Raw genomic sequence first — 19,000 nt, 5'->3', positions numbered from 1 at the left:
GGCGGGCGAGCGGTCGACGCGAGCGGATGCCGCGTGCCCGCCGCGCCTGTGGACCCGGCGTGCCCGCTGGTGCCATGCTGATCCCGAATCGCCGCGCACCGGACCGCGCGGCCGCGAGAGTGGAGCAGCTGTGACTCGAACCATGGAGACACCGGAGGAATCGGCGTCGATCCGGAGGGTGGTGCAACGACCCGCGGCGAACGTCTCGTCGCTCGAGTCCGCCGCGCTGCTCGTCGGCGGCGCGTTCTTCGTGATCGGTGCCCTCATCGGACTGATCGCGTTCTGGGGGCAGGACCTGCCGATCTCGGGCCGCGGCTCGCTCGGTGCGTTCGCCGGCATCGGCGGCGCGGTCGCCGCGCTCCTCGGGTTCCTGCTGGGGCGCTATCTCGCCGTTCGCACGCCGAATCCCGTGCTCCGCCGTGAGATCGGCCAGGGGCTGTCGGTCGAGGGCGCGCGCCTGCACTGGTTCGACGTGGCGTTCCTCTCGATCGCGCACGGGATCATCGCGCTGCTCGGCTGGCTCGCGCTTTCGACCGTGCTCGAGCAGAGCTTCCAGGACGCCGTCGTCTTCGCCCTGCCCGCTGCGGCGCTCGCCGGCGTGGCGCTCGCACTCTCCGCCTACGTCAGCTTCCTCTCGGCCGCGCGGATGACGCCCATGCTGCTGTCGCTCGTGCTCGCCGTCTTCCTCGTCGTCGGCGCACTGGCGAGCATGCTCTCGGCGAGCGACCCGCACTGGTGGCAGGAGAACCTCTCGGCCCTCGGCATGACCGACGACATCTCGGCGCGGGCGTTCAACCTCACGCTGATCATCGCCGGGGCGATCGTCACGATCGTGGCGCGGTACGCGACGGCCACCCTGCCCTCCTCGACGCCGCCCGACCGTCGCGGACGCAACTTCGTGCGCGTCGGACTGATCCTGATCGGCATCTTCCTGGCCTGCGTCGGCATCTTCCCGGTCGACGAGTTCTTCCTCGTGCACAACTCGGTCGCGACCGGCATGGCCGTCTGCTACGCGGTGATCGTGATCGGCCTGCCGAAGTTCATCCGCACCGTTCCGAAGGTGTTCGTCGGGCTCGGCTACGTCTACGTCGTCGTCATCATCGTGGTGGCCGTGTTCTTCGCGACGGGGTACTACAACCTCACCGCGGTGGAGCTCGTGGCCGGTTGCCTCATCTTCAGCTGGATCATCGTGTTCCTGCGCACGGCGGGCGCCTCGGGTGCAGCCGCGTCCGACGAGGTCGAGGCGACGGGAACGGATGCCGCCGCCGCTCCCGCGGTGATCGCGGAGCCGACGACGACGGACTGATCCCGAGGCCCGGCGCCGGCGTCAGCGGGCCTCCCGTCGTCCCGCGCGTTGCGCGAACCGGTCGATGGCGGCGAGGACTTCGTCGCTGCGCCAGAACGGACCGCGTCGGTGCTCGGCTTTCGACTTCAGAATGCCGGCGTCGACGAGCGCGGTGAGCGGTGGATAGATGTTCGGTTGTTGAACCCCGAGCTCGGCCGCAGCCGCTGCAGACGTCAGAACCGGGCGCCGGATGAGCACGTCCAACAGTTTCCAAGCGTTGCTCGATCGGCGGACCGTGAGCCGCCGGTCCCAGTCCGTGCGGATCTCATCCAGTTCGCCGACGAGTTCGCGGGTGTTTCCGATCGCGCGCGCCGCAGCATCCGCGAATGCCGACACGATGGGCGAGACGTCGCCGTCGCGATACGCGGTGAGCGCGCGATGGTATCCCTCGACATCGGCGAGCAGGCCGGCCGACACGGGCACGGCGACGTTCAGCGTCACCCCGCGGTACCGCAGGAGCGACTGCGCCAGAGCACGGCCGGTGCGGCCGTTGCCGTCGGTGAACGGGTGGATCGTCTCGAACTGGGCGTGCGCGACCGCCACTTGGGTCAGCGGGGCGATGTCCGCGCGTCGCGCGAACGCGGTCACGTCCTCGATGAGCGCTTCGATCCGCGAGTGGTGCGGTGCTACGAACTCGGCGCCGATCGGGCTGTCGCTGCGTGTGCCGATCCACACCGCTTCGTCACGCCAGCGGCCCGGCGTGTGGTGTGGCTGCCCGGCCATCAGGACTTCGTGCATCCGAGCGATCGTCTCGGGAGTGACGTCATCGGCGAGTTCGATCGCCGCGGTCATCGCGCGGGTATTGGCGGCGATCATCTCCGCGTTGCGGCTCGTCTTGGCTCCGAGTTCGGCGCTGAAGATCGCGCGAGCGGATGCGGTGATGTTCTCGATCTGCGACGACGACGCGGCCTCCGACCGCAGCAGCACAGGCGCGAATGCCGCGACGCGCCCGCCCAACTCCGCGTCGAGCCGGCTGAGCTCCCGAGCGGCGACATCTGCCGCGGCAGCCGCTTCGACAGAGGGAGCGGGCGTGAGTTGCGCGATCTCCGAGGGGACGGCCGACCGGTAGGTCGTCCCCCGAGCGGCTCGTTCGGCATCCGCTCCCCAGATCGTGCTCGGCACCCAAGTCTGCGGTTCCCAGCCCAGCGGGGGCCAATTGGCCGCACTCGAGGGCGTCGTCATCATCGCCCTCCCAGATCTTATGAACAACATCCTTACTCATAATTCCATGATCAAGCGTTCTGAGCAACGACGGCGGCGTGCGGACCGGAAGCGGGGCCGGGCCCGGAGACGGCAAGAGGGCCGGATGCGATGCATCCGGCCCTCTCGTGTGTCGCGAAGCGATTAAGCGCCCTGCAGCGCCTTCGCCTTGAGGCCGTCGAACTCGGCCTGCGTGATGGCCCCCGAGTCGAGCAGGCCCTTGGCCTTGGCGATCTCGTCGGACGCGCTCGGCGCGCTGCCGGCGGTCTGGCGGATGTAGTCGTCGGTCGCCGCCTGCATCTGGCGAGCCTCGCGCTGCGAGCGCTCGGCCATGCCGTTGCCGCGGGCGATGAGGTAGACCAGCGCGGTGAGGAACGGCACGAAGATCAGGAAGATGATCCAGACGGCCTTCCACCACCCGTTGAGCTTCGTGTCGCGGAAGAGGTCGCCGATGATCGAGAAGAGCATCATCAGGTAGGCGATGAAGACGAATGCCCACAGGAACCACCAGATGATGCTCCAGAAGTTTGACCAGAAGTCCATGTGCGTAGTTTCCGTTTCTCGAGTTTTCGCGCCCCCGTTGCGGGCGTTCACCAGCGAATCTATCCGTCGCACCCCCGCGAGTCCACTTTGCACGCGCCGTTTCGGGCGCAATCGGCCGAGAGCCGCTCGCTAGGGTGGCAGCGGAAGGGATGCACATGTCGATCGGAACCCGGCGCCTGATCGCCATCGCCGCCGCCGTGATCGCGCTCGTCGGCGTGTGGCTCGCGCGCGACGTGCTCGGTCCGATCGCCGTCGCGGCGGTCGTCGTGATCATCGCGCATCCCGTGCGGTTCCCGCTCGAACGGCGCGGCTGGCCGCGATGGCTCGCCACCTCCGTCGTCGTGGCGCTCGCCTGGGCGATCCTCGCGGTGCTCGCCGTGCTCCTCGTCGTGGCATCCGCCCAGTTCGTGTCGATGGTGCCCGACTACGCCGACGAGCTCGAGCAGACGGCGGCGAACCTCATCGCCCTCGCCCAGTCCTACGGCGCGACGCCCGACGCGGCGGCGAACGCGGCCGGGCTGCTCGACCCCGCCCAGCTCGTCGCGATCGCGGGCGACGTGGCGAGCTTCGTGCTCGGACTCGCGACCGCCTTCTTCTTCGTGCTCGCCTACGTCATCTTCATGGCCGCGGATGCCTCGCGCTTCGCGCACGCGCGCCCCGTGTTCGGCACCGCGGCCGGCGACGTGATCGGCGGACGCTACTTCTCGGGGGTCCGCCGCTACTACGTGGTGAACGCGACCTTCGGCCTCATCGTCGCGGTGCTCGACGGGCTCATCCTCTGGGGGCTCGGCATCCCGATCCCGCTCGTCTGGGCGATCCTCGCCTTCGTCACGAACTTCATCCCGAACATCGGCTTCGTGATCGGCCTCATCCCGCCCGCGGTGCTCGCCCTCGTCGTCGGCGGATGGCCGCTCGCGCTCGTGGTCGTGCTCGCGTACTGCGTGGTCAACGTGACGCTCCAGGTGCTCGTGCAGCCGAAGTTCGTGAGCGACGCCGTGTCGCTCAGCCTCACGCTCTCGTTCGTGTCGGTCGTGTTCTGGACGATGGTCATCGGGCCGATCGGCGCGATCCTCTCGATCCCGTTGACGCTGCTCGTGCGCGCCCTGTTCATCGAGCCCGATGAACGCCTGGCGACCCTCAGGAGACTGTCGGGTGATTCTGCGCCGGAGCAGGTGACAACCCCCGGAACGCGGGGATAGTCTGCAGGAACACTCATAGAGGGGGAACAATGGCGGACTTCGAGTACGGCCCGGTAGAGCTGTATGTCATCGGGTTCGAGGGGGCGCGACCCGACGGTCGCACGCTCGAGGCCATCGCCGACCTGGTCGAGGGCGGTGAGATCCGACTGCTCGACTTCCTGCTCGTCATGCGCGGCGAAGACGAGGTGACCGTCGTCGAGTTCGAGGACTTCGGCGACGAGGTCGAGGTCGACATCGACGTGCTCGAGTCCGGGCTCGTCGGCGATGAAGACATCGAGGAGCTCGTCGAGCTCATTCCCGTCGGCGGCGCGGCGGCCGTCGTCGCCATCGAACTCCTGTGGGCGAAGAAGCTCGCTTCGCGGTTCGCGGAGTCGGGCGCCGAGGTGCTGCAGGTCGAGCGCATCCCCGCGCCGATCGTCAACGCGGTCCTCGCCGAAGCAGAAGGAGCAGCATCATGATGGGACGCAGGATGGGCCGGCCCGGACTCATCGGCATGGCCGCGCGCACGGCCGTCGTCGCGGGCACCGCCACCGCGGTCAGCGGCAACGTGCAGCGCCGCCAGATGGGCCGGGCGCAGCAGCAGGCCGACGCCCAGGCCTACGAGCAGCAGCAGCAGCAGGCGCAGCTCGATGCCGCGGCGCAGCAGGCGGCCCAGCAGGCGTACGCCCAGCAGCAGGCGGCCGCCGCGCCGGCGGCCCCGGCCGCTCCCGCGGGCGGCGTCGACGTCGTCGCCGAGCTCCAGAAGCTCGCCGCCCTCAAGGACGCCGGCGTGCTCGACGACGCCGAGTTCGCGGCCGCGAAGGCCAAGCTGCTCGGCTGACGAGAGTTCACGAGAACGCCGGGGCCCGTCGAACGGGCGCCCGGCGTTCTCGCGTCGGGGCCGCCGCATCCGACCCGCATGTGAGTCCGCCGTGTGCTCGGGGCAACCCCTGTCGCGACATCCGCTCGCGTGCCTATGGTGAGGCATGGCCGTCACGCTGAGGGGTGTCTCGACCGTGGTTCCGTCCACGGTGCTCGTGCAAGACGAGGTGCGCGACGTGTTCGCGGCGCAACCCGGGCTGAACCGCCTCGGGCAGCGCATCGTCTCCACCTCGTTCAACGTGTCGGGCATCGAGCGGCGCCACAGCGTGCTCGAGGAGCTCACGCTCCGGCCGCGCGAGCAGACGCCCGTGTTCTTCGACCAGGCGAGCGGCGAACTCCTCCTGCCGGGCACGAAGGCGCGCAACGAGATCTACGCGCGGGAGGCGACCCGCCTCTACGTCGAGGCGGGGCGCGCGGCCATCGAGGCGACGCCCGGCATCGAGGCATCCGACGTCACCCACGTGATCACCGTGTCGTGCACCGGGTTCTACGCGCCCGGCCCCGACTTCATGGTCGCGCGCGACCTCGGCCTCGACGCGGGCGTCGAGCGCTACCACCTCGGGTTCATGGGCTGCTACGCGTCGATCCCCGCGCTGCGCGTCGCGCGCCAGCTGTGCTTGGCCGACGCTTCGGCCGTCGTGCTCGTCGTGAGCGTCGAGCTCTGCACGCTGCACCTGCGCTCCTCGAACGACCCGGACACGATCGTCGCGTCGTCGCTCTTCGCCGACGGCGCGGGCGCCGGCATCGTCACCGCGCGGGCGCCCGAGCCCGGCGAGCGGGCGTTCGAGCTCGACCGGTTCGCGACCCGCATCACGCCCGTCGGCGAGGGCGACATGGCGTGGAAGATCGGCGACCACGGCTTCGAGATGGTGCTCTCCAACGCGGTGCCCGCGATCATCGACGAGCACATCACGGGCGCCCTCGAGCCGCTCTTCGCGCACGACGACGCGCTCGCCGCGGCGCTCGCGGACGACACCTCGTCGGACGCGATCGAGCACTGGGCGATCCACCCCGGCGGGCGCAGCATCCTCGACAAGGTCGAGGCGCGGCTCGTGCTCACCGAGGAGCAGCTCGTGCCCGCCCGCGAGACGCTGCGCGACTTCGGCAACATGTCGAGCGCGACGGTGCTGTTCGTGCTGCGCAACATCCTCGATTCGGATGCCGCCGACGGCGAGCGGGTCGCGGCCATGGCCTTCGGGCCGGGCCTCACGGTCGAGTCGGCGCTCATGACGGTGCGCGGCTGACATGTCCCGCGTGGTGCTGGGGTCCGCGTGAGATCCCTCGGCCGGCGCGACGACACCGCGCAGGAGCTCATGGACTCGCCCGACTGCGATCCGGCGATGCTCGAGCGCACGTACGAGCAGTTCGGGCGCGTGAACGCCGTGGTGTCGAACGGGCGGGCCGTCTACCGCCGCTGGATCCGGCCGAGGCTGTCGGCGACCGAGACCCGGCGCGTGCTCGACGTCGGCACGGGCGGCGCCGACGTGCCCCTGGCGCTGCTGCGGTGGGCGCGTGCCGACGGGCTGCGGCTCGAGGTCACCGCCATCGACCCCGACCCGCGGTCGTACGAGTTCGCGTCACGGCGGCCGCCCCAGCCCGGCCTCGTGCTGCGGCGCGCGTCGAGCGCCGAGCTCGCGGACGCGGGCGAGCGCTTCGCGGTCGTGATGTCCAACCACGTGCTGCACCACCTCGACGGGCGGCAGCTCGGCGGGCTGCTCGCCGATTCCGAGCGGCTCGCGGCCGGCGGCGGCATCGCCGTGCACGGCGACATCGAGCGCAGCCGGTGGGGGTACGCCGGGTTCGCGCTCGGCACGCTGCCGTTCACCGGGAACCTGCTCGCGGGGTCGTACATCCGGGCCGACGGGCTCACCTCGATCCGCCGCAGCCACACCGCCGCCGAGCTCGCCGCGTCGCTGCCGCCCGGATGGCGCGTGCGCCGCGGCATCCCCTCGCGGCTCGAGGCCGTGTGGGGGCCCGACACGAGGGGGCCGGATGCCTGAGGCGGATGCCGCGGGCGAACCGCGGCACGACGTGGTCGTCGTCGGCGCGGGCGCGGTCGGCCTGCTGCTCGGCTGCCTCCTCGCCCAGCGGGGCCTCGACGTGGTCGTGCTCGAGCGCCGCGCGGCCCGCACGGGTCGGTCGCGGGCCATCGGCATCCACCCGCCCGGGCTCCGGGCGCTCGCCAGGGCCGGCATCGAGGCCGAGGTGCTCGCCGCGGCCGCGCCCATCCGCGACGGTCGGGCGACGTGCGCGGGCCGCACGCTCGGGACCATGTCGTTCGAGCGGGGCGGGCCCGTGCTCTCGCTGCCGCAGCTCGAGGTCGAGGCGATGCTCGAACGCCGTCTCGAGGCGCTGCGTCCCGGAGCCGTGCGCCGCGGCATCGAGGTGGTCGAGGTCGACGATCGCGGCGTCGACGTGCGTCTCGTCGGCGTGCCGGTCGCGGCGGGGGCGGGAGCTGCGGGGGAAGGGCCGGCGGAGGCTGGGTGGCCCGAGCTGCGCCGGGTCGAGACGACCACGAGGTACGCGGTCGGAGCCGACGGGGTGCGCAGCGGCATCCGCGAGTCCCTCGGCCTCGGATGGCGGGGGCGGTCCGGCCGTGCCCACTACGTGATGTGCGACACGAGCGACGAGACGGGCGAGCCGTCGACGGCGCTGCTGCACTTCGAGCCGGCGGGCGTCGTGGAGTCCTTCCCGATGCCGGGGAGAACGCGCAGGTGGGTGGCCAGGGTGCGCCGTCCGCCGGCGCGGCTCACGGCCGAGACGGTCGCGGCCATCGTGCGCTCGCGCGTGGACGGCGGCAGGTTCGACGTCGCCGCCGCGGGCGAGCCGAGCGCGTTCGAGGCACGGCAGCACCTCGCCGAGCGGATGTCGGTCGGACGGATCGCCCTCGCGGGCGACGCCGCCCACGAGATCAGCCCGATCGGCGGTCAGGGCATGAACCTCGGCTGGCTCGACGCCGTGCGGCTCGATCACGAGCTCGCCGCCGCGCTCGCGGTGGGGGCGCCGTTCGAGGCGTTCGAGGTCTACGACCGGGTGCGCCGGGCCGCCGCGCGTCGCGCGGTGCGTCGGGCGACGTTCAACATGTCGGTCGGGGCACCCGCCTCGGGCCTGCGGTTGCGACTGCGCAACACCGGGGTGCGGATGCTCGACGTGCCGCCCCTGCGCGCCGTGCTCGCGCGGGCGTTCACGATGCGGGGGCTCTGAGCCCGGGCCCGACCGGGCCGGGCCTCCGACGCGCGCGGGCGTCCGACCGGGCCGGGCCTCCGACCGGCGAACCGGTCGGGCTACAGCACGACGCGCGTGAGCAGGAACACCGGGATGACCCGCTCGGTCTTCGTCTGGTAGGAGGCGTAGTCGGGCCACGCCTCGACGGCACGGGCCCACCATTGCTCGCGCTCCTCGCCCTCGAGTTCGCGGGCGACGTAGTCGTGCTTCTCGGCGCCGTCCTGCAGCTCGGCGTTCGGGTGCGCGAGCAGGTTCCAGTACCAGACCGGATGCTTCGGAGCGCCGCCGAGCGACGCGACCACGGCGTACTCGCCGTCGTGCTCGACGCGCATGAGGGCGGTCTTGCGGAGCTTGCCGCTCTTCGCGCCGATCGTGGTGAGCACGATGACCGGCTTGCCGCGGAGCAGGTTCGCCTCCTGTCCGTCGCTGGCCTCGTAGGCCTCGGCCTGCTTGCGCGCCCAGTCGGCCGTGCTCGGTGCGTATTCGCCCTCGAGAGGCATCCGCTCTCCTTCGTCTCGTGCGGGTTCGTGCGGGTTCGTGCGGGTTCGCCCGTCGTGCGGGCTGTTCCGAGGCTACGCGCGCTCGAGCTCGAGCGACAGTTCGACGAACCCGTCGGGCTCGACCGAGACGAAGCCGAGGTTCGGGGCCTCGACGCCGAAGTCGGCGAACGTGATCGGGATGCTGCCGGCCACCTGCCCGGTGTCGCCGTTCAGCACGGCCTGGAGGTCGACCGTGACGCTCTGCGTGACCCCGGCGAGCGTGAGGTCCCCGGTCGCCTGCACGGTCTGCACCTCGCCCACGGCGGGGGCCTCGTCGACCGTGACCGGCTCGGTCAGCACGAAGTTCGCGGTCGGGTGCTCGGCGGCGTTCATCGCCGAGGTGCGGAAGTAGTCGTCGCGGTTGGCCGAGTCGGTGGCGATCGATGCCACGTCGACCTCGAAGGCCGCATCGGTGAGGGTGAGGCCGTCGACGGTGATCTCGCCGGTGACCTGGTCGGTGCGGCCGACGACGGTGACGTCGGTGCCGTTCAGCACCTCGTCGACGCGGTAGCCGGCGAACGAGCCGTCGGCCACGGTCCATTCGCCGGTCGGGTCGGATGCCTCGGCATCGCCCGTGCCGGCCTCGGGGTTCGGCGTGACCGTGACGGTCGGCGCGTCGGCGGCGGGGCCGACGATGAGGTCGCGGTAGATGATGGGCCCGGCGATCGCGGCCGTCGCGCCGAGCACGAGCACTCCGGCGACGATCGAGGCGGTGATGATCTTCGTGCGCTTCTGCATGGCGGGCCCCCGGGGGTACGTCGTGGTGGAGTTCCAGCCTCTCGCACGATCGTATGAGATTGCATTGAATCCGCCGTGAGTGCGTGCGCATGGTCGCGTGGGCGGGGCTGTCGCTCGGGCGACGGATGCCGCAGAATGGCGGCATGTCCGATGCATCCGCCCCACTCGGCGACGCCGCCCGCGACCCGCACGTGCTCGGACCCGGCCTGCTGCCGACGCCGTTCACGGCCGACGAGATCCGTGCGGCGACGGGGGAGGGCAAGACGATCGTGCTCCTCGTGGAGGCGCCGGACGGCAGCCGGTTCGAGCGCGTCAACCGCTTCGGCGACTGCGACGCCGAGGGTGCGACGCTCGAGCAGTGGCGGCTCGACGCCGCGGGCGGGATCGACGGCGAGGCGACGAGCGAACGGGTCGCGTGGCGCGAACTGCAGGAGCACGCCTCGTTCCCGGCGGAGTCGACGCGGCGCACGACGGTCACGATCGAGACGCCGCTCGGCCGCATCGAGTGCCTGCGCTACGAGGTCGGCGCCGCCGCCGGCGAGTCGGATGCCGACGAACCCGTGGCGACGTTCTGGTTCTCGCCCGAGCACCCGGGCATGCCCGTGCGCTACGAGATCCCGACCCCGGCCGGGACAATGCGCACCACGGCCATCGCGATCGAGCGCTGAGCGCTACGCCGCCGGCCCGTCCTCGCTCGGGTCGGGGCCGGCGTTCGCGGGGATCCACCCGAGGCTCGGCGCCACGTGCTCGGCGAACGCCGTGACCAGCCGCAGGTTGAACGCGACGCCCAGCTGGCTCGGGATGGTCAGCATGAGCGTGTCGGCCTCGCGGATCGCGGCGTCGCGCTGCAACTGCGAGACGAGCTGCTCGGGCGTGCCCGCATACGTCTTGCCGAACGTCGAGCGGATGCCGTCGATCACGCCGACCTGATCGCCATCGTCGCGGCCGCCGAAGTACAGCTCGTCTTCAGCCGTCGTGATCGGGAAGATCGAGCGGCTCACCGAGGTGCGCGGCTCGCCGGGGTGCCCCGCATCGCGCCACGCGGCCCGGAACGCACGGATCTGCTCGGCCTGCAGCTCATCGAACGGGAGGCCGCGGTCTTCGGTGAGCAGCGTCGACGACATCAGGTTGACGCCCTCGCGGCCCGCCCACTCGGCCGAGTCGCGGTTGCCGGCGCCCCACCAGATGCGCGAGCGGAGTCCGGGCGAGTACGGCTCGATGCGCTGCATGCCGCTGCCGCCGCCGAACGGCGAGCTCGCGTCGCGCTCGGCCAGGCCCTCGCCCTCGACGGCGCGCAGGAACCGGGCGAAGTGCTCGCGCGCGACATCCGCCCCTCTGGGGTCCGTCGAGCCGGTGTAGCCGAACGCCTCGTAGCCGCGCACGACCGACTCGGGTGACCCGCGGCTCACGCCGAGCGCGAGTCGCCCGCCCGAGATGAGGTCGACGGCGGCGGCCTCCTCGGCGAGGTGCAGCGGGTTCTCGTAGCGCATGTCGATGACGCCCGTGCCGACCTCGATGTGCCGGGTGCGCGCCGCGATCGCCGCGAGCAGCGGCATGGGCGACGCCTGCTGGCGGGCGAAGTGGTGCACGCGGAAGTAGGCGCCGTTGACGCCGAGCTCGTCCATGCCCTGCGCGAGGTCGATGGCCTGGAGCATCGAGTCCGCGGCCGAGAGCGTGCGCCCGCCGCCGAGCGGTCCGTAGTGGCCGAATGAGAGGGTTCCGAATCGTTGCACGTGTGCGGCAACCGTGGGGGCACGGCGGCTATTCCGGAATACCCGCTCGCATCCTGAAGTTGAGTTGAGTACACTCAAGTTTGTGGACCGAAGGGAGTACTGAGTGGCGAACATGCAGGGCGCGCCCAGCTCGCAGGAGGAGCAGAAGTCGGCGCTCGAACAGTACGGCGTCAACCTCACCGAGATCGCGAAGGCCGGCAAGCTCGACCCGGTCATCGGCCGTGACGCCGAGATCCGGCGCGTCAGCCAGGTGCTCACGCGCCGCACCAAGAACAACCCCGTGCTCATCGGCGAGCCCGGCGTCGGCAAGACCGCCGTCGTCGAGGGCCTCGCGCAGCGCATCGTCGCGGGCGACGTGGCCGAATCGCTGAAGGACAAGCAGCTCATCGCGCTCGACATCTCGGCGCTCGTCGCCGGCGCGATGTACCGCGGCCAGTTCGAGGAGCGGCTCAAGGCCGTGCTGAAAGAGATCGACGAGGCCGAGGGCGAGGTCATCACCTTCGTCGACGAACTGCACCTGCTCATGGGCGCCGGCGGCGGCGAGGGCTCCGTCGCGGCATCCAACATGCTGAAGCCCATGCTCGCGCGCGGCGAACTGCGCCTCATCGGCGCCACCACGCTCGACGAGTACCGCGAGTACATCGAGAAGGACGCCGCGCTCGAACGCCGCTTCCAGCAGGTGTACGTCGGCGAGCCGAGCGTCGAGGACACCGTCGCCATCCTGCGCGGGCTCAAGGGCCGCTACGAGGCCCACCACGGGGTCACCATCACCGACGCCGCGCTCGTCGCCGCGGCATCCCTCAGCAACCGCTACATCTCGTCGCGCCAACTCCCCGACAAGGCGATCGACCTCGTCGACGAGGCCATGTCGCGCCTCAAGATGGAGATCGACTCGAGCCCAATGGAGATCGACCAGGTCAAGCGCGAGGTCGACCGCATGCGGCTCGAGGAGCTCGCGCTCAAGAAGGAGAAGGACGACGCGTCGAAGGAGCGGCTCGCGAAACTGCGCGAGACGCTCGTCGGCAAGGAACGCGACCTCGCCGCGCTGGAGGAACGATGGGCGCGCGAGCGGATGTCGCTGAACCGCGTCGGCGACCTGAAGAAGCAGCTCGACGAGGCCGCCACCGCCCGCGACCGCGCCATGCGCGAGGCCGACTACGCCACCGCGTCGCGGCTCGAGTACGAGACCATCGCCCGGCTCCAGCGCGACCTCGCCGAGGCCGAGCGGGCGGATGCCGCCGGCGCCGCCGCCGACGAACCCCGCATGGTCAACGAGCAGGTCACCGACGAAGACATCGCCGCCGTGATCGCCGCGTGGACGGGCATCCCCGTCGGGCGGCTGCTGCAGGGCGAGACCGAGAAGCTGCTGCACCTCGAAGCCGAGCTCGGCAAGCGGCTCATCGGCCAGAAGCGCGCCGTCGCGGCCGTCGCCGACGCGGTGCGCCGCTCGCGCGCCGGCATCAGCGACCCGAACCGGCCCACCGGCTCGTTCCTGTTCCTCGGGCCGACGGGCGTCGGCAAGACCGAGCTCGCCCGCGCGCTCGCCGAGTTCCTCTTCGATGACGAGCGCGCCATGGTGCGCATCGACATGTCGGAGTACGGCGAGAAGTTCTCGGTCTCGCGCCTCGTGGGCGCCCCGCCCGGATACGTCGGCTACGACCAGGGCGGCCAGCTCACCGAGGCCGTGCGCCGCCGCCCCTACTCGGTCGTGCTGTTCGACGAGGTCGAGAAGGCGCACCCCGAGGTCTTCGACGTGCTGCTCCAGGTGCTCGACGACGGCCGGCTGACCGACGGGCAGGGTCGCACGGTCGACTTCCGCAACACGATCCTGATCCTCACCTCGAACCTCGGGTCGCAGTACCTCATCGACCCGACCCTCTCGTGGGACGACAAGGAGCAGGCCGTCATGCAGACCGTGCGGCAGTCGTTCAAGCCCGAGTTCGTGAACCGGCTCGACGACCTCGTGGTGTTCTCGGCGCTGTCCGAGAGCGAGCTCGCCGAGATCGTGAACCTCTACGTCGACCGGCTCTCGGTGCGCCTGCACGAGCGCCGGCTCGAGCTCGGCGTCACGCCCGACGCCCGCGCCTGGCTCGCCGAGCGCGGCTACGACCCGCTGTACGGCGCCCGGCCGCTGCGCCGCCTCATGCAGCGCGAGATCGACGACCGGCTCGCGCGGGCGTTGCTCGCCGGCGACATCCGCGACGGCGACGCCGTGGTGGTGGGGCTCGACGCCGGCGGCGAGGGGTTGTCGGTCGGGCGCGCCGCGCGCGAGTAGCGCCCGGGTTCGCAGGAAGAATCGGCGACGCACCGGCATCCGCCAATGGTCACATCGGCGTGTCGACCCGAAGTTCCTGCAATCGCGGCACGATGGAGAGGAATTCCGCCGGCGATGTCGATCGGGCCGATCCCCGTTCGACGCATGAGTGAGGCGGGCACTCCGGCCCCCTTCCGAACAAGGAGAACACCGTGAAGTACATGCTGATCATGCGCTCGGACGATGCGGCCGTCGAGGCCTACGAGCAGCTCGATTTCAACGAGGTCATCGCCGCGATGGGCGCCTACAACGAGTCGCTCATCAAGGCGGGCGTGCTGCTCGGCGGCGAGGGCCTGACCGACGCGAAGGAGGGATTCGTCGTCGACTTCGACAGCACGCCGCCGGTCGTGACCGACGGCCCCTACGGTGAGACGAAGGAGCTCTTCAACGGCTTCTGGATCATCCAGGCATCCGGCCCCGAGGAGGCCGCCGAGTGGGCCAAGCGCTGCCCGCTCGGGCCCGGCTCGAAGCTCGAGGTTCGGCGCGTGACCGAGCTCGAGGACTTCCCGCAGGACAACGAGTGGATCCAGAAGGAGGCCGGCTGGCGCGAGGAACTCGAGGGCAAGGCGCGCTGAGATGCCCGAGGCGGATGCCGCGGGGCCGGCCGTGACCGCGGCATCCGGGCCGCCCGACGAGGCCGCGGCGGAGCGCGCCCGCCGAGCCGTCGCCGCCGTCTGGCGCATCGAGTCGGCCCGCGTCGTCGCGGCCCTCACCCGGTTCGTGGGCGACGTGGGCCAGGCGGAGGACCTCGCGCAGGAGGCCGTCGTCGAGGCGCTGCGGCAGTGGCCCGCCGAGGGGGTGCCCGCGAATCCGGGGGCATGGCTCACCACGGTCGCGAAGCGCCGCGCGATCGACGGATGGCGGCGACGCGACCGGCTCGACGAGCGCTACGCCGCCATGGCCCGCGACCTCGAGGAGCGCGGCGGCGCGGCATCCGACGGCCTTCCCGACCCCGACGCCGTCGACGACGACGTGCTGCGCCTCATCTTCGTCGCGTGCCACCCCGTGCTCTCGCGCGAGGCGCAGATCGCGCTGACGCTGCGCGTCGTCGGCGGCCTCGGCTCCGACGAGATCGCGCGGGCGTTCCTCGTGCCCACGGCGACGGTGCAGCAGCGCATCGTGCGTGCGAAGAAGACGCTCGCCGCCGCGAAGGTGCCCTTCGAGGTGCCCGAGCCGAACGAGTACGCCGCGCGGCTCGCCGCCGTGCTGCAGGTGCTCTACCTCGTGTTCAACGAGGGTCACCTGCCCGCGTCGGGCGCCGAATGGGTGCGAGCGGATGTCTCGAACGAGGCGTTGCGGCTCGCGCGAATGGTCGCCGGGCTCATGCCCCGCGAACCCGAGGCATTGTCGCTCGTCGCACTCATGGAGCTCACGGCCGCGCGCTTCCCGGCGCGCACCGCGCCTGACGGGACGGCGATCCCCCTCGACGCGCAGGATCGCACCCGATGGGATCGCGCGCAGATCGGCCGGGGCCGGGCGGCCCTGCTCAAGGCCGACGGCTTGGGCCGCGGCCGCGGCGCCTACGGCCTGCAGGCCGGCATCGCGGAGTGCCACGCGACCGCACCAACCGTCGATGAAACCGATTGGGCCCAGATCGTGCTGCTCTACGAGGCGCTCGGGCGCATCGCGCCGTCGCCCGTCGTCGAGCTGAACCGCGCCGCCGCGATCTCGATGGCGACCGGACCCGCCTCAGCGCTCGCCGTGGTCGACGGCCTCGTCGCCGGCGGCGCCCTCGCGCGGTACCCCGCGTTGCCCGCCGTGCGCGGGGAGCTGCTCGCCCGGCTCGGCCGCACCGACGAGGCGCGCGCCGAGCTCGAGGCCGCCGCCCGCCTCACGGGCAACGATCGGGAACGGGAGAGCCTGCTCGCCAAGGCCGCGAAGCTGTAGCGCGCGCCAGCCCGGCTAGTGCGGTTGCCGTTGCCGTTGCCGACTCAGCCGTGCCCCGACCCCTTCCCGACCCTTTCCCCGCCTCACACCGTCCCGTCCCCTTGCCAATTCAGGCTGGCGCTCGGCGTGTCGTCCCCGCCATCCGCGACGGAGCCCCCGACACGCGGTGCGAGCCTGAATTGCGAAAGGGGGGTGAGGGGGTGAGGGGCGCGAAGAGGTGAGAAGGGTGTGCGCTGGGTGCAGGGGGCGTGCGGGGTAGGCGGGTGCGCGCGGGGCGCACCGGGCGGGCGGCGTCAGTCGGCTGCGGGCTGGGGCTCGGGCACGCCGTTGGCGGTGGCCGGGATGCGCTTCTCGAGCGCGAGCGCCATGACGCCGATGCCGAGGCAGCAGACCACCATGAGCCCGATGAACACGCCGCCGAGGCCGTTGCCGAGCAGCACGCCCGCGGCGATCGGGCCCGCGATCGCGCCGCCCTGGAACGCGGCCGAGTTGACGGCGTTGTACCGGCCGCGGTTGTGGTCGGACGCGAGGTCGTTGTAGACGGCGGGCACCGTGGGCTGCAGCAGCGTCTCTCCGAATGCGAAGACGCCCATGAACGAGATGACGCCGATCGCCGCGGCGAGGGTGTCCGGCAGCAGCCCGGTGGCCCCGAGCAGCAGCCACGAGGCAGCCCAGACGACGGCCATGACGCCCATGACGCGCGTGCGCCGGTGCCCCTTGATCCAGCGCAGGGTCGCGAACTGGAAGAGCACGATGACGAGCGTGTTCACCGCGAACGCGAAGCCGACCGTGCGCGTGGAGACCTCGGCGACCTGCCGCGCGAACGCGGGGAAGCCCGCCTCCATCTGGCCGTAGCCGACGAACATCGCCACGAAGGTGAGCAAGGAGACCCAGATGACCGCGGGACGGCGGAGGATCTGGCGGTAGCTGCCGCCGGTCGCGTCGTCGGTCGTGGGCTCGGACTGCGTGCGCACGTGACGGAGCGGGCCGAGCAGGAGCGCGACCGGGATCAGGCAGCTCGCCGCGTCGACGAGGAAGATCACCGTGAACGTCGCGGGCTCGGCGACGTTCACGTAGAACCCGCCGATGACGCCGCCCACGCCGATGCCGAGGTTCAGCAGGGCGAAGTTCACGCCGAAGTACTGCTGGCGCAGCTCGCCCGTGACGACGCTCGCGACGAGCGCGTTGAACCCCGGCCAGGAGACGCCGAAGTTGACGCCGATGAGCACGAGCCCGAGGGCGGCGACCGCGGGGTGCGTCGCGAACGCGAGCAGCGTGCAGCCGGCGATCATGGCCGCGAGGCCGACGATCAGCACCCGACGGGCGCCGTACCGGTCGATGAGGGTGCCGCCGGGGCCGGTGACCACGAGCCCCACGACGGCGATGAGTCCCATGAGGGTGCCCGAGAGCGCGAGGTCGAACCCTCGCACCTCGTGCAGGTAGATGATCGTGAACGGCAGGGTGAGCCCGCGCCCGAGCGTCTGGATGGCGACCGTCGACAGCAGCCATCGCCCCTCGGTGGGCAGCGCTCGCCAGAAGCCGCGGATTCCGTTCACCAGAGCATCATTCCGCATGCCGCCGACATCCCGATCACTTTTCAGGAAGGGGTGTGGGCAGCGCGGGGCAGCGCGACGCATTTCGCGCCCGAACGCTCCTCCGCGCCCATACCCCTTCCTGAAAAGTGATCGAACGACGAGGGTGCCCCGAGCGTTCACCGTCGGCGGGTAGGCTCCCCGCATGCTCGTGGGAGGCGTCCGCGCCGACGGACTGATCGTCGAGACCGACGGCGGCGCGGTGCGCGGCGTGCGCGAGCGCGGCATCCGGGCCTGGCGCGGCATCCCGTACGCGGCGGCGCCGGTCGGCCCGCTGCGGTTCCTGGCCCCGACGGCGGCGCCGGGGTGGGACGGGGTCCGCGATGCCGCCCGCTTCGGTCCGGTCGCCCCGCAGAACCGCCACGGCCAGTTCGTCGGCGCGGCATCCCACCTCCCCCGCAGCGAGGACTGCCTGAGCGTGAACGTCATCACCCCCGATCGAGCGGATGCCGCGACCGCGTCGAACGCCGACGGTCCGCGTCGCCCGGGCGTCGGGGGGCTGCCCGTCATGGTCTTCATCCACGGCGGCGCGTACAGCGTCGGTTCCGCCCGGGAGTACCCGCGGCAGGGCGAGCGCCTCGTGCGGCGCCACGGGGTGGTGTACGTGAGCCTCAACTATCGGCTCGGCGCGCTCGGCTGGCTCGACTTCCGGGCGTACGCGGGGCCGCGGCATCCGTTCGACGTGAACGTCGGCCTCCGCGACCAGGTCGCCGCGCTCGAGTGGGTTCGGCGCAACATCGCGGCGTTCGGCGGGGACCCCGACCGGGTCACCCTGTTCGGCGAGTCGGCCGGGGGCAACTCGGTGACGACGCTCATGGCGGTGCCGAGCGCCGGGGGGCTGTTCTCGCGCGCGATCGCGCAGAGCTCTCCCGCGAACGCGGTCTACCTGCCCGAGACCGCCGCGACCTGGGCGGGCGAGTACGTGTCGATCCTCAGCCGCCTGGTCGACGACCACGACCTCGAGAGCGAGGGGCGAGAGGATGCCGCGGCCATGCTCCGTTCGGCGGATCCGGCCGTGATGGCGAGGGCGACCACCGAGCTCACCGTGCGCACGCCCGACGAGAAGCCGGGCACGATCAGCCTCGCGCCCGTGATCGACGGGGAGTTCCTGCCGCGTCGGCCGCTCGACGCGTTCCGCGACGGCGAGGCGCACCGGGTGCCGCTCATCATCGGCACGAACGACCGGGAGGGGTCGCTGTTCGAGGGGCGCATCGACATCCTGCCCACGACGAAGCCGCGGATCCGGGCGATCTTCGCGAACACGCGCAAGAAGGCGCGCAAGGCGATCAAGCGGCAGTATCCGGGCCTGCCCGAGCGGCGGCCGGCGGCCGACTTCGCCGGCGACTTCACGTTCTGGTACCCGAGCGTCAAGGCGGGCGAACGCCATTCCCGCCACGCGCCGACGTGGTTCTACCGGTTCGACGCCGCCCCTCGCACCGCCCGCCTGCTCGGGCTCGACGCCACGCACGGGCTCGAGCTGTTCGCCCTGTTCGAGAAGTTCGACACGCCGGTGGGCGCGGCGCTCACCCTGCTGGGCGGCCGCCGCATGTTCCGTGCGGCCGGGCGGCGGATGCAGGAGCACTGGGCCGCGCTCGCGGCATCCGGAGCCCCGCTCGAACACTGGCCGCCGTACGAGGAACGGATGCGGCGGACCCTCGTCTTCGACGACGTCGACCGGGTCGAACCCGACCCGCGCCGTGACCGGCGATTGGCCTGGCAGGAGTTCGTGCCGCACGTGTGAGGTCTCGCCCGTGCCCGCGTGGCGCCCTTGCCGCGGCTCGCCGGCCGTCACTACGCTCGGAGCAACGAACGCGAGGGGGAGCG

General features: G+C 71.7%; 18 protein-coding genes. 12 read left to right on the top strand and 6 right to left on the bottom strand.

The features are described 5' to 3' along the window. The first annotated feature begins 178 nt into the window (after positions 1–178). Complete coding sequence (locus GQQ92_RS06185) at positions 179–1,306, top strand: DUF998 domain-containing protein (protein ID WP_232057537.1); 1,128 nt, start codon at positions 179–181, stop codon at positions 1,304–1,306. A 21-nt stretch (positions 1,307–1,327) separates the two neighbouring features. Here GQQ92_RS06185 and GQQ92_RS06180 read toward each other — a convergent pair whose 3' ends face one another. Both GQQ92_RS06180 and GQQ92_RS06175 read right to left on the bottom strand, forming a co-directional pair. Next, a complete protein-coding gene (locus tag GQQ92_RS06180; protein WP_156998369.1) occupies positions 1,328–2,527 on the bottom strand; it encodes a Fic family protein in 1,200 nt (399 codons plus the stop codon). A 162-nt stretch (positions 2,528–2,689) separates the two neighbouring features. After that, the gene (locus GQQ92_RS06175; RefSeq protein ID WP_156998368.1) at positions 2,690–3,088 is read right to left on the bottom strand and encodes an SHOCT domain-containing protein; all 399 of its coding nucleotides are present in this window, start codon (positions 3,086–3,088) and stop codon (positions 2,690–2,692) included. Between the two features lie 155 nt (positions 3,089–3,243). Between GQQ92_RS06175 and GQQ92_RS06170 the strand changes: the two genes are divergently transcribed. The 6 genes from GQQ92_RS06170 to GQQ92_RS06145 all read left to right on the top strand — a co-directional run bounded on the left by GQQ92_RS06170 (position 3,244) and on the right by GQQ92_RS06145 (position 8,352). Continuing rightward, the gene (locus tag GQQ92_RS06170; RefSeq protein WP_232057536.1) at positions 3,244–4,287 is read left to right on the top strand and encodes an AI-2E family transporter; all 1,044 of its coding nucleotides are present in this window, start codon (positions 3,244–3,246) and stop codon (positions 4,285–4,287) included. A gap of 29 nt (positions 4,288–4,316) precedes the next feature. Continuing rightward, complete coding sequence (locus tag GQQ92_RS06165) at positions 4,317–4,745, top strand: DUF6325 family protein (RefSeq protein WP_156998366.1); 429 nt, start codon at positions 4,317–4,319, stop codon at positions 4,743–4,745. Further along, a complete protein-coding gene (locus GQQ92_RS06160) occupies positions 4,742–5,107 on the top strand; it encodes an SHOCT domain-containing protein (RefSeq protein WP_232057535.1) in 366 nt (121 codons plus the stop codon). The genes GQQ92_RS06165 and GQQ92_RS06160 overlap by 4 nt, the downstream gene beginning before the upstream one ends. A gap of 145 nt (positions 5,108–5,252) precedes the next feature. Next, positions 5,253–6,392 carry a type III polyketide synthase gene (locus GQQ92_RS06155; protein WP_156998365.1) on the top strand — a complete coding sequence of 380 codons (1,140 nt, stop codon included), beginning with the start codon at positions 5,253–5,255 and terminating at the stop codon, positions 6,390–6,392. 27 nt (positions 6,393–6,419) lie between these two features. Further along, complete coding sequence (locus GQQ92_RS06150) at positions 6,420–7,148, top strand: methyltransferase domain-containing protein (RefSeq protein ID WP_232057534.1); 729 nt, start codon at positions 6,420–6,422, stop codon at positions 7,146–7,148. Continuing rightward, positions 7,141–8,352 carry an FAD-dependent oxidoreductase gene (locus tag GQQ92_RS06145; protein ID WP_156998364.1) on the top strand — a complete coding sequence of 404 codons (1,212 nt, stop codon included), beginning with the start codon at positions 7,141–7,143 and terminating at the stop codon, positions 8,350–8,352. The genes GQQ92_RS06150 and GQQ92_RS06145 overlap by 8 nt, the downstream gene beginning before the upstream one ends. Positions 8,353–8,432: 80 nt before the next feature. Here the strand turns inward: GQQ92_RS06145 and GQQ92_RS06140 are convergent, their stop codons facing one another. Together GQQ92_RS06140 and GQQ92_RS06135 are read right to left on the bottom strand one after the other, a co-directional pair. Continuing rightward, positions 8,433–8,873 (bottom strand): nitroreductase family deazaflavin-dependent oxidoreductase, encoded by a 441-nt coding sequence (locus GQQ92_RS06140; protein WP_156998363.1) that lies wholly within the window; start codon positions 8,871–8,873, stop codon positions 8,433–8,435. Between the two features lie 72 nt (positions 8,874–8,945). Beyond that, positions 8,946–9,650 (bottom strand): YceI family protein, encoded by a 705-nt coding sequence (locus GQQ92_RS06135; RefSeq protein WP_156998362.1) that lies wholly within the window; start codon positions 9,648–9,650, stop codon positions 8,946–8,948. A 143-nt stretch (positions 9,651–9,793) separates the two neighbouring features. On the opposite strand from GQQ92_RS06135, the gene GQQ92_RS06130 reads away from it, so the two are divergent. Further along, complete coding sequence (locus GQQ92_RS06130) at positions 9,794–10,318, top strand: DUF3108 domain-containing protein (RefSeq protein WP_156998361.1); 525 nt, start codon at positions 9,794–9,796, stop codon at positions 10,316–10,318. Between the two features lie 3 nt (positions 10,319–10,321). On the opposite strand, the gene GQQ92_RS06125 is transcribed toward GQQ92_RS06130, so the two are convergent. Further along, a complete protein-coding gene (locus tag GQQ92_RS06125; protein WP_156998360.1) occupies positions 10,322–11,383 on the bottom strand; it encodes an LLM class flavin-dependent oxidoreductase in 1,062 nt (353 codons plus the stop codon). A gap of 103 nt (positions 11,384–11,486) precedes the next feature. On the opposite strand from GQQ92_RS06125, the gene GQQ92_RS06120 reads away from it, so the two are divergent. The 3 genes from GQQ92_RS06120 (at position 11,487) to GQQ92_RS06110 (ending at position 15,584) form a co-directional block, all read left to right on the top strand. Beyond that, the gene (locus GQQ92_RS06120) at positions 11,487–13,658 is read left to right on the top strand and encodes an ATP-dependent Clp protease ATP-binding subunit (protein ID WP_197738115.1); all 2,172 of its coding nucleotides are present in this window, start codon (positions 11,487–11,489) and stop codon (positions 13,656–13,658) included. Positions 13,659–13,849: 191 nt separating this feature from the next. Further along, entirely contained in the window at positions 13,850–14,272 is a 423-nt protein-coding gene (locus tag GQQ92_RS06115) for a YciI family protein (RefSeq protein ID WP_156998359.1), read from the top strand. Between the two features lies 1 nt (position 14,273). Next, on the top strand, positions 14,274–15,584 hold the full coding sequence (locus GQQ92_RS06110) for an RNA polymerase sigma factor (protein WP_156998358.1): 1,311 nt from the start codon (positions 14,274–14,276) through the stop codon (positions 15,582–15,584). Between the two features lie 293 nt (positions 15,585–15,877). Here the strand turns inward: GQQ92_RS06110 and GQQ92_RS06105 are convergent, their stop codons facing one another. Next, positions 15,878–17,140 carry an MFS transporter gene (locus tag GQQ92_RS06105; protein WP_308206756.1) on the bottom strand — a complete coding sequence of 421 codons (1,263 nt, stop codon included), beginning with the start codon at positions 17,138–17,140 and terminating at the stop codon, positions 15,878–15,880. A gap of 181 nt (positions 17,141–17,321) precedes the next feature. On the opposite strand from GQQ92_RS06105, the gene GQQ92_RS06100 reads away from it, so the two are divergent. Next, entirely contained in the window at positions 17,322–18,917 is a 1,596-nt protein-coding gene (locus GQQ92_RS06100; RefSeq protein WP_156998356.1) for a carboxylesterase/lipase family protein, read from the top strand. The last annotated feature ends 83 nt before the right edge of the window (positions 18,918–19,000 follow it).

The sequence above is a fragment of the Agromyces terreus genome, from assembly GCF_009749465.1.
GTDB lineage: Bacteria > Actinomycetota > Actinomycetes > Actinomycetales > Microbacteriaceae > Agromyces > Agromyces terreus.
The sequence above is the reverse complement of the archived record's forward strand: the minus strand, read 5'-3'. Positions and strand labels throughout refer to the sequence as shown.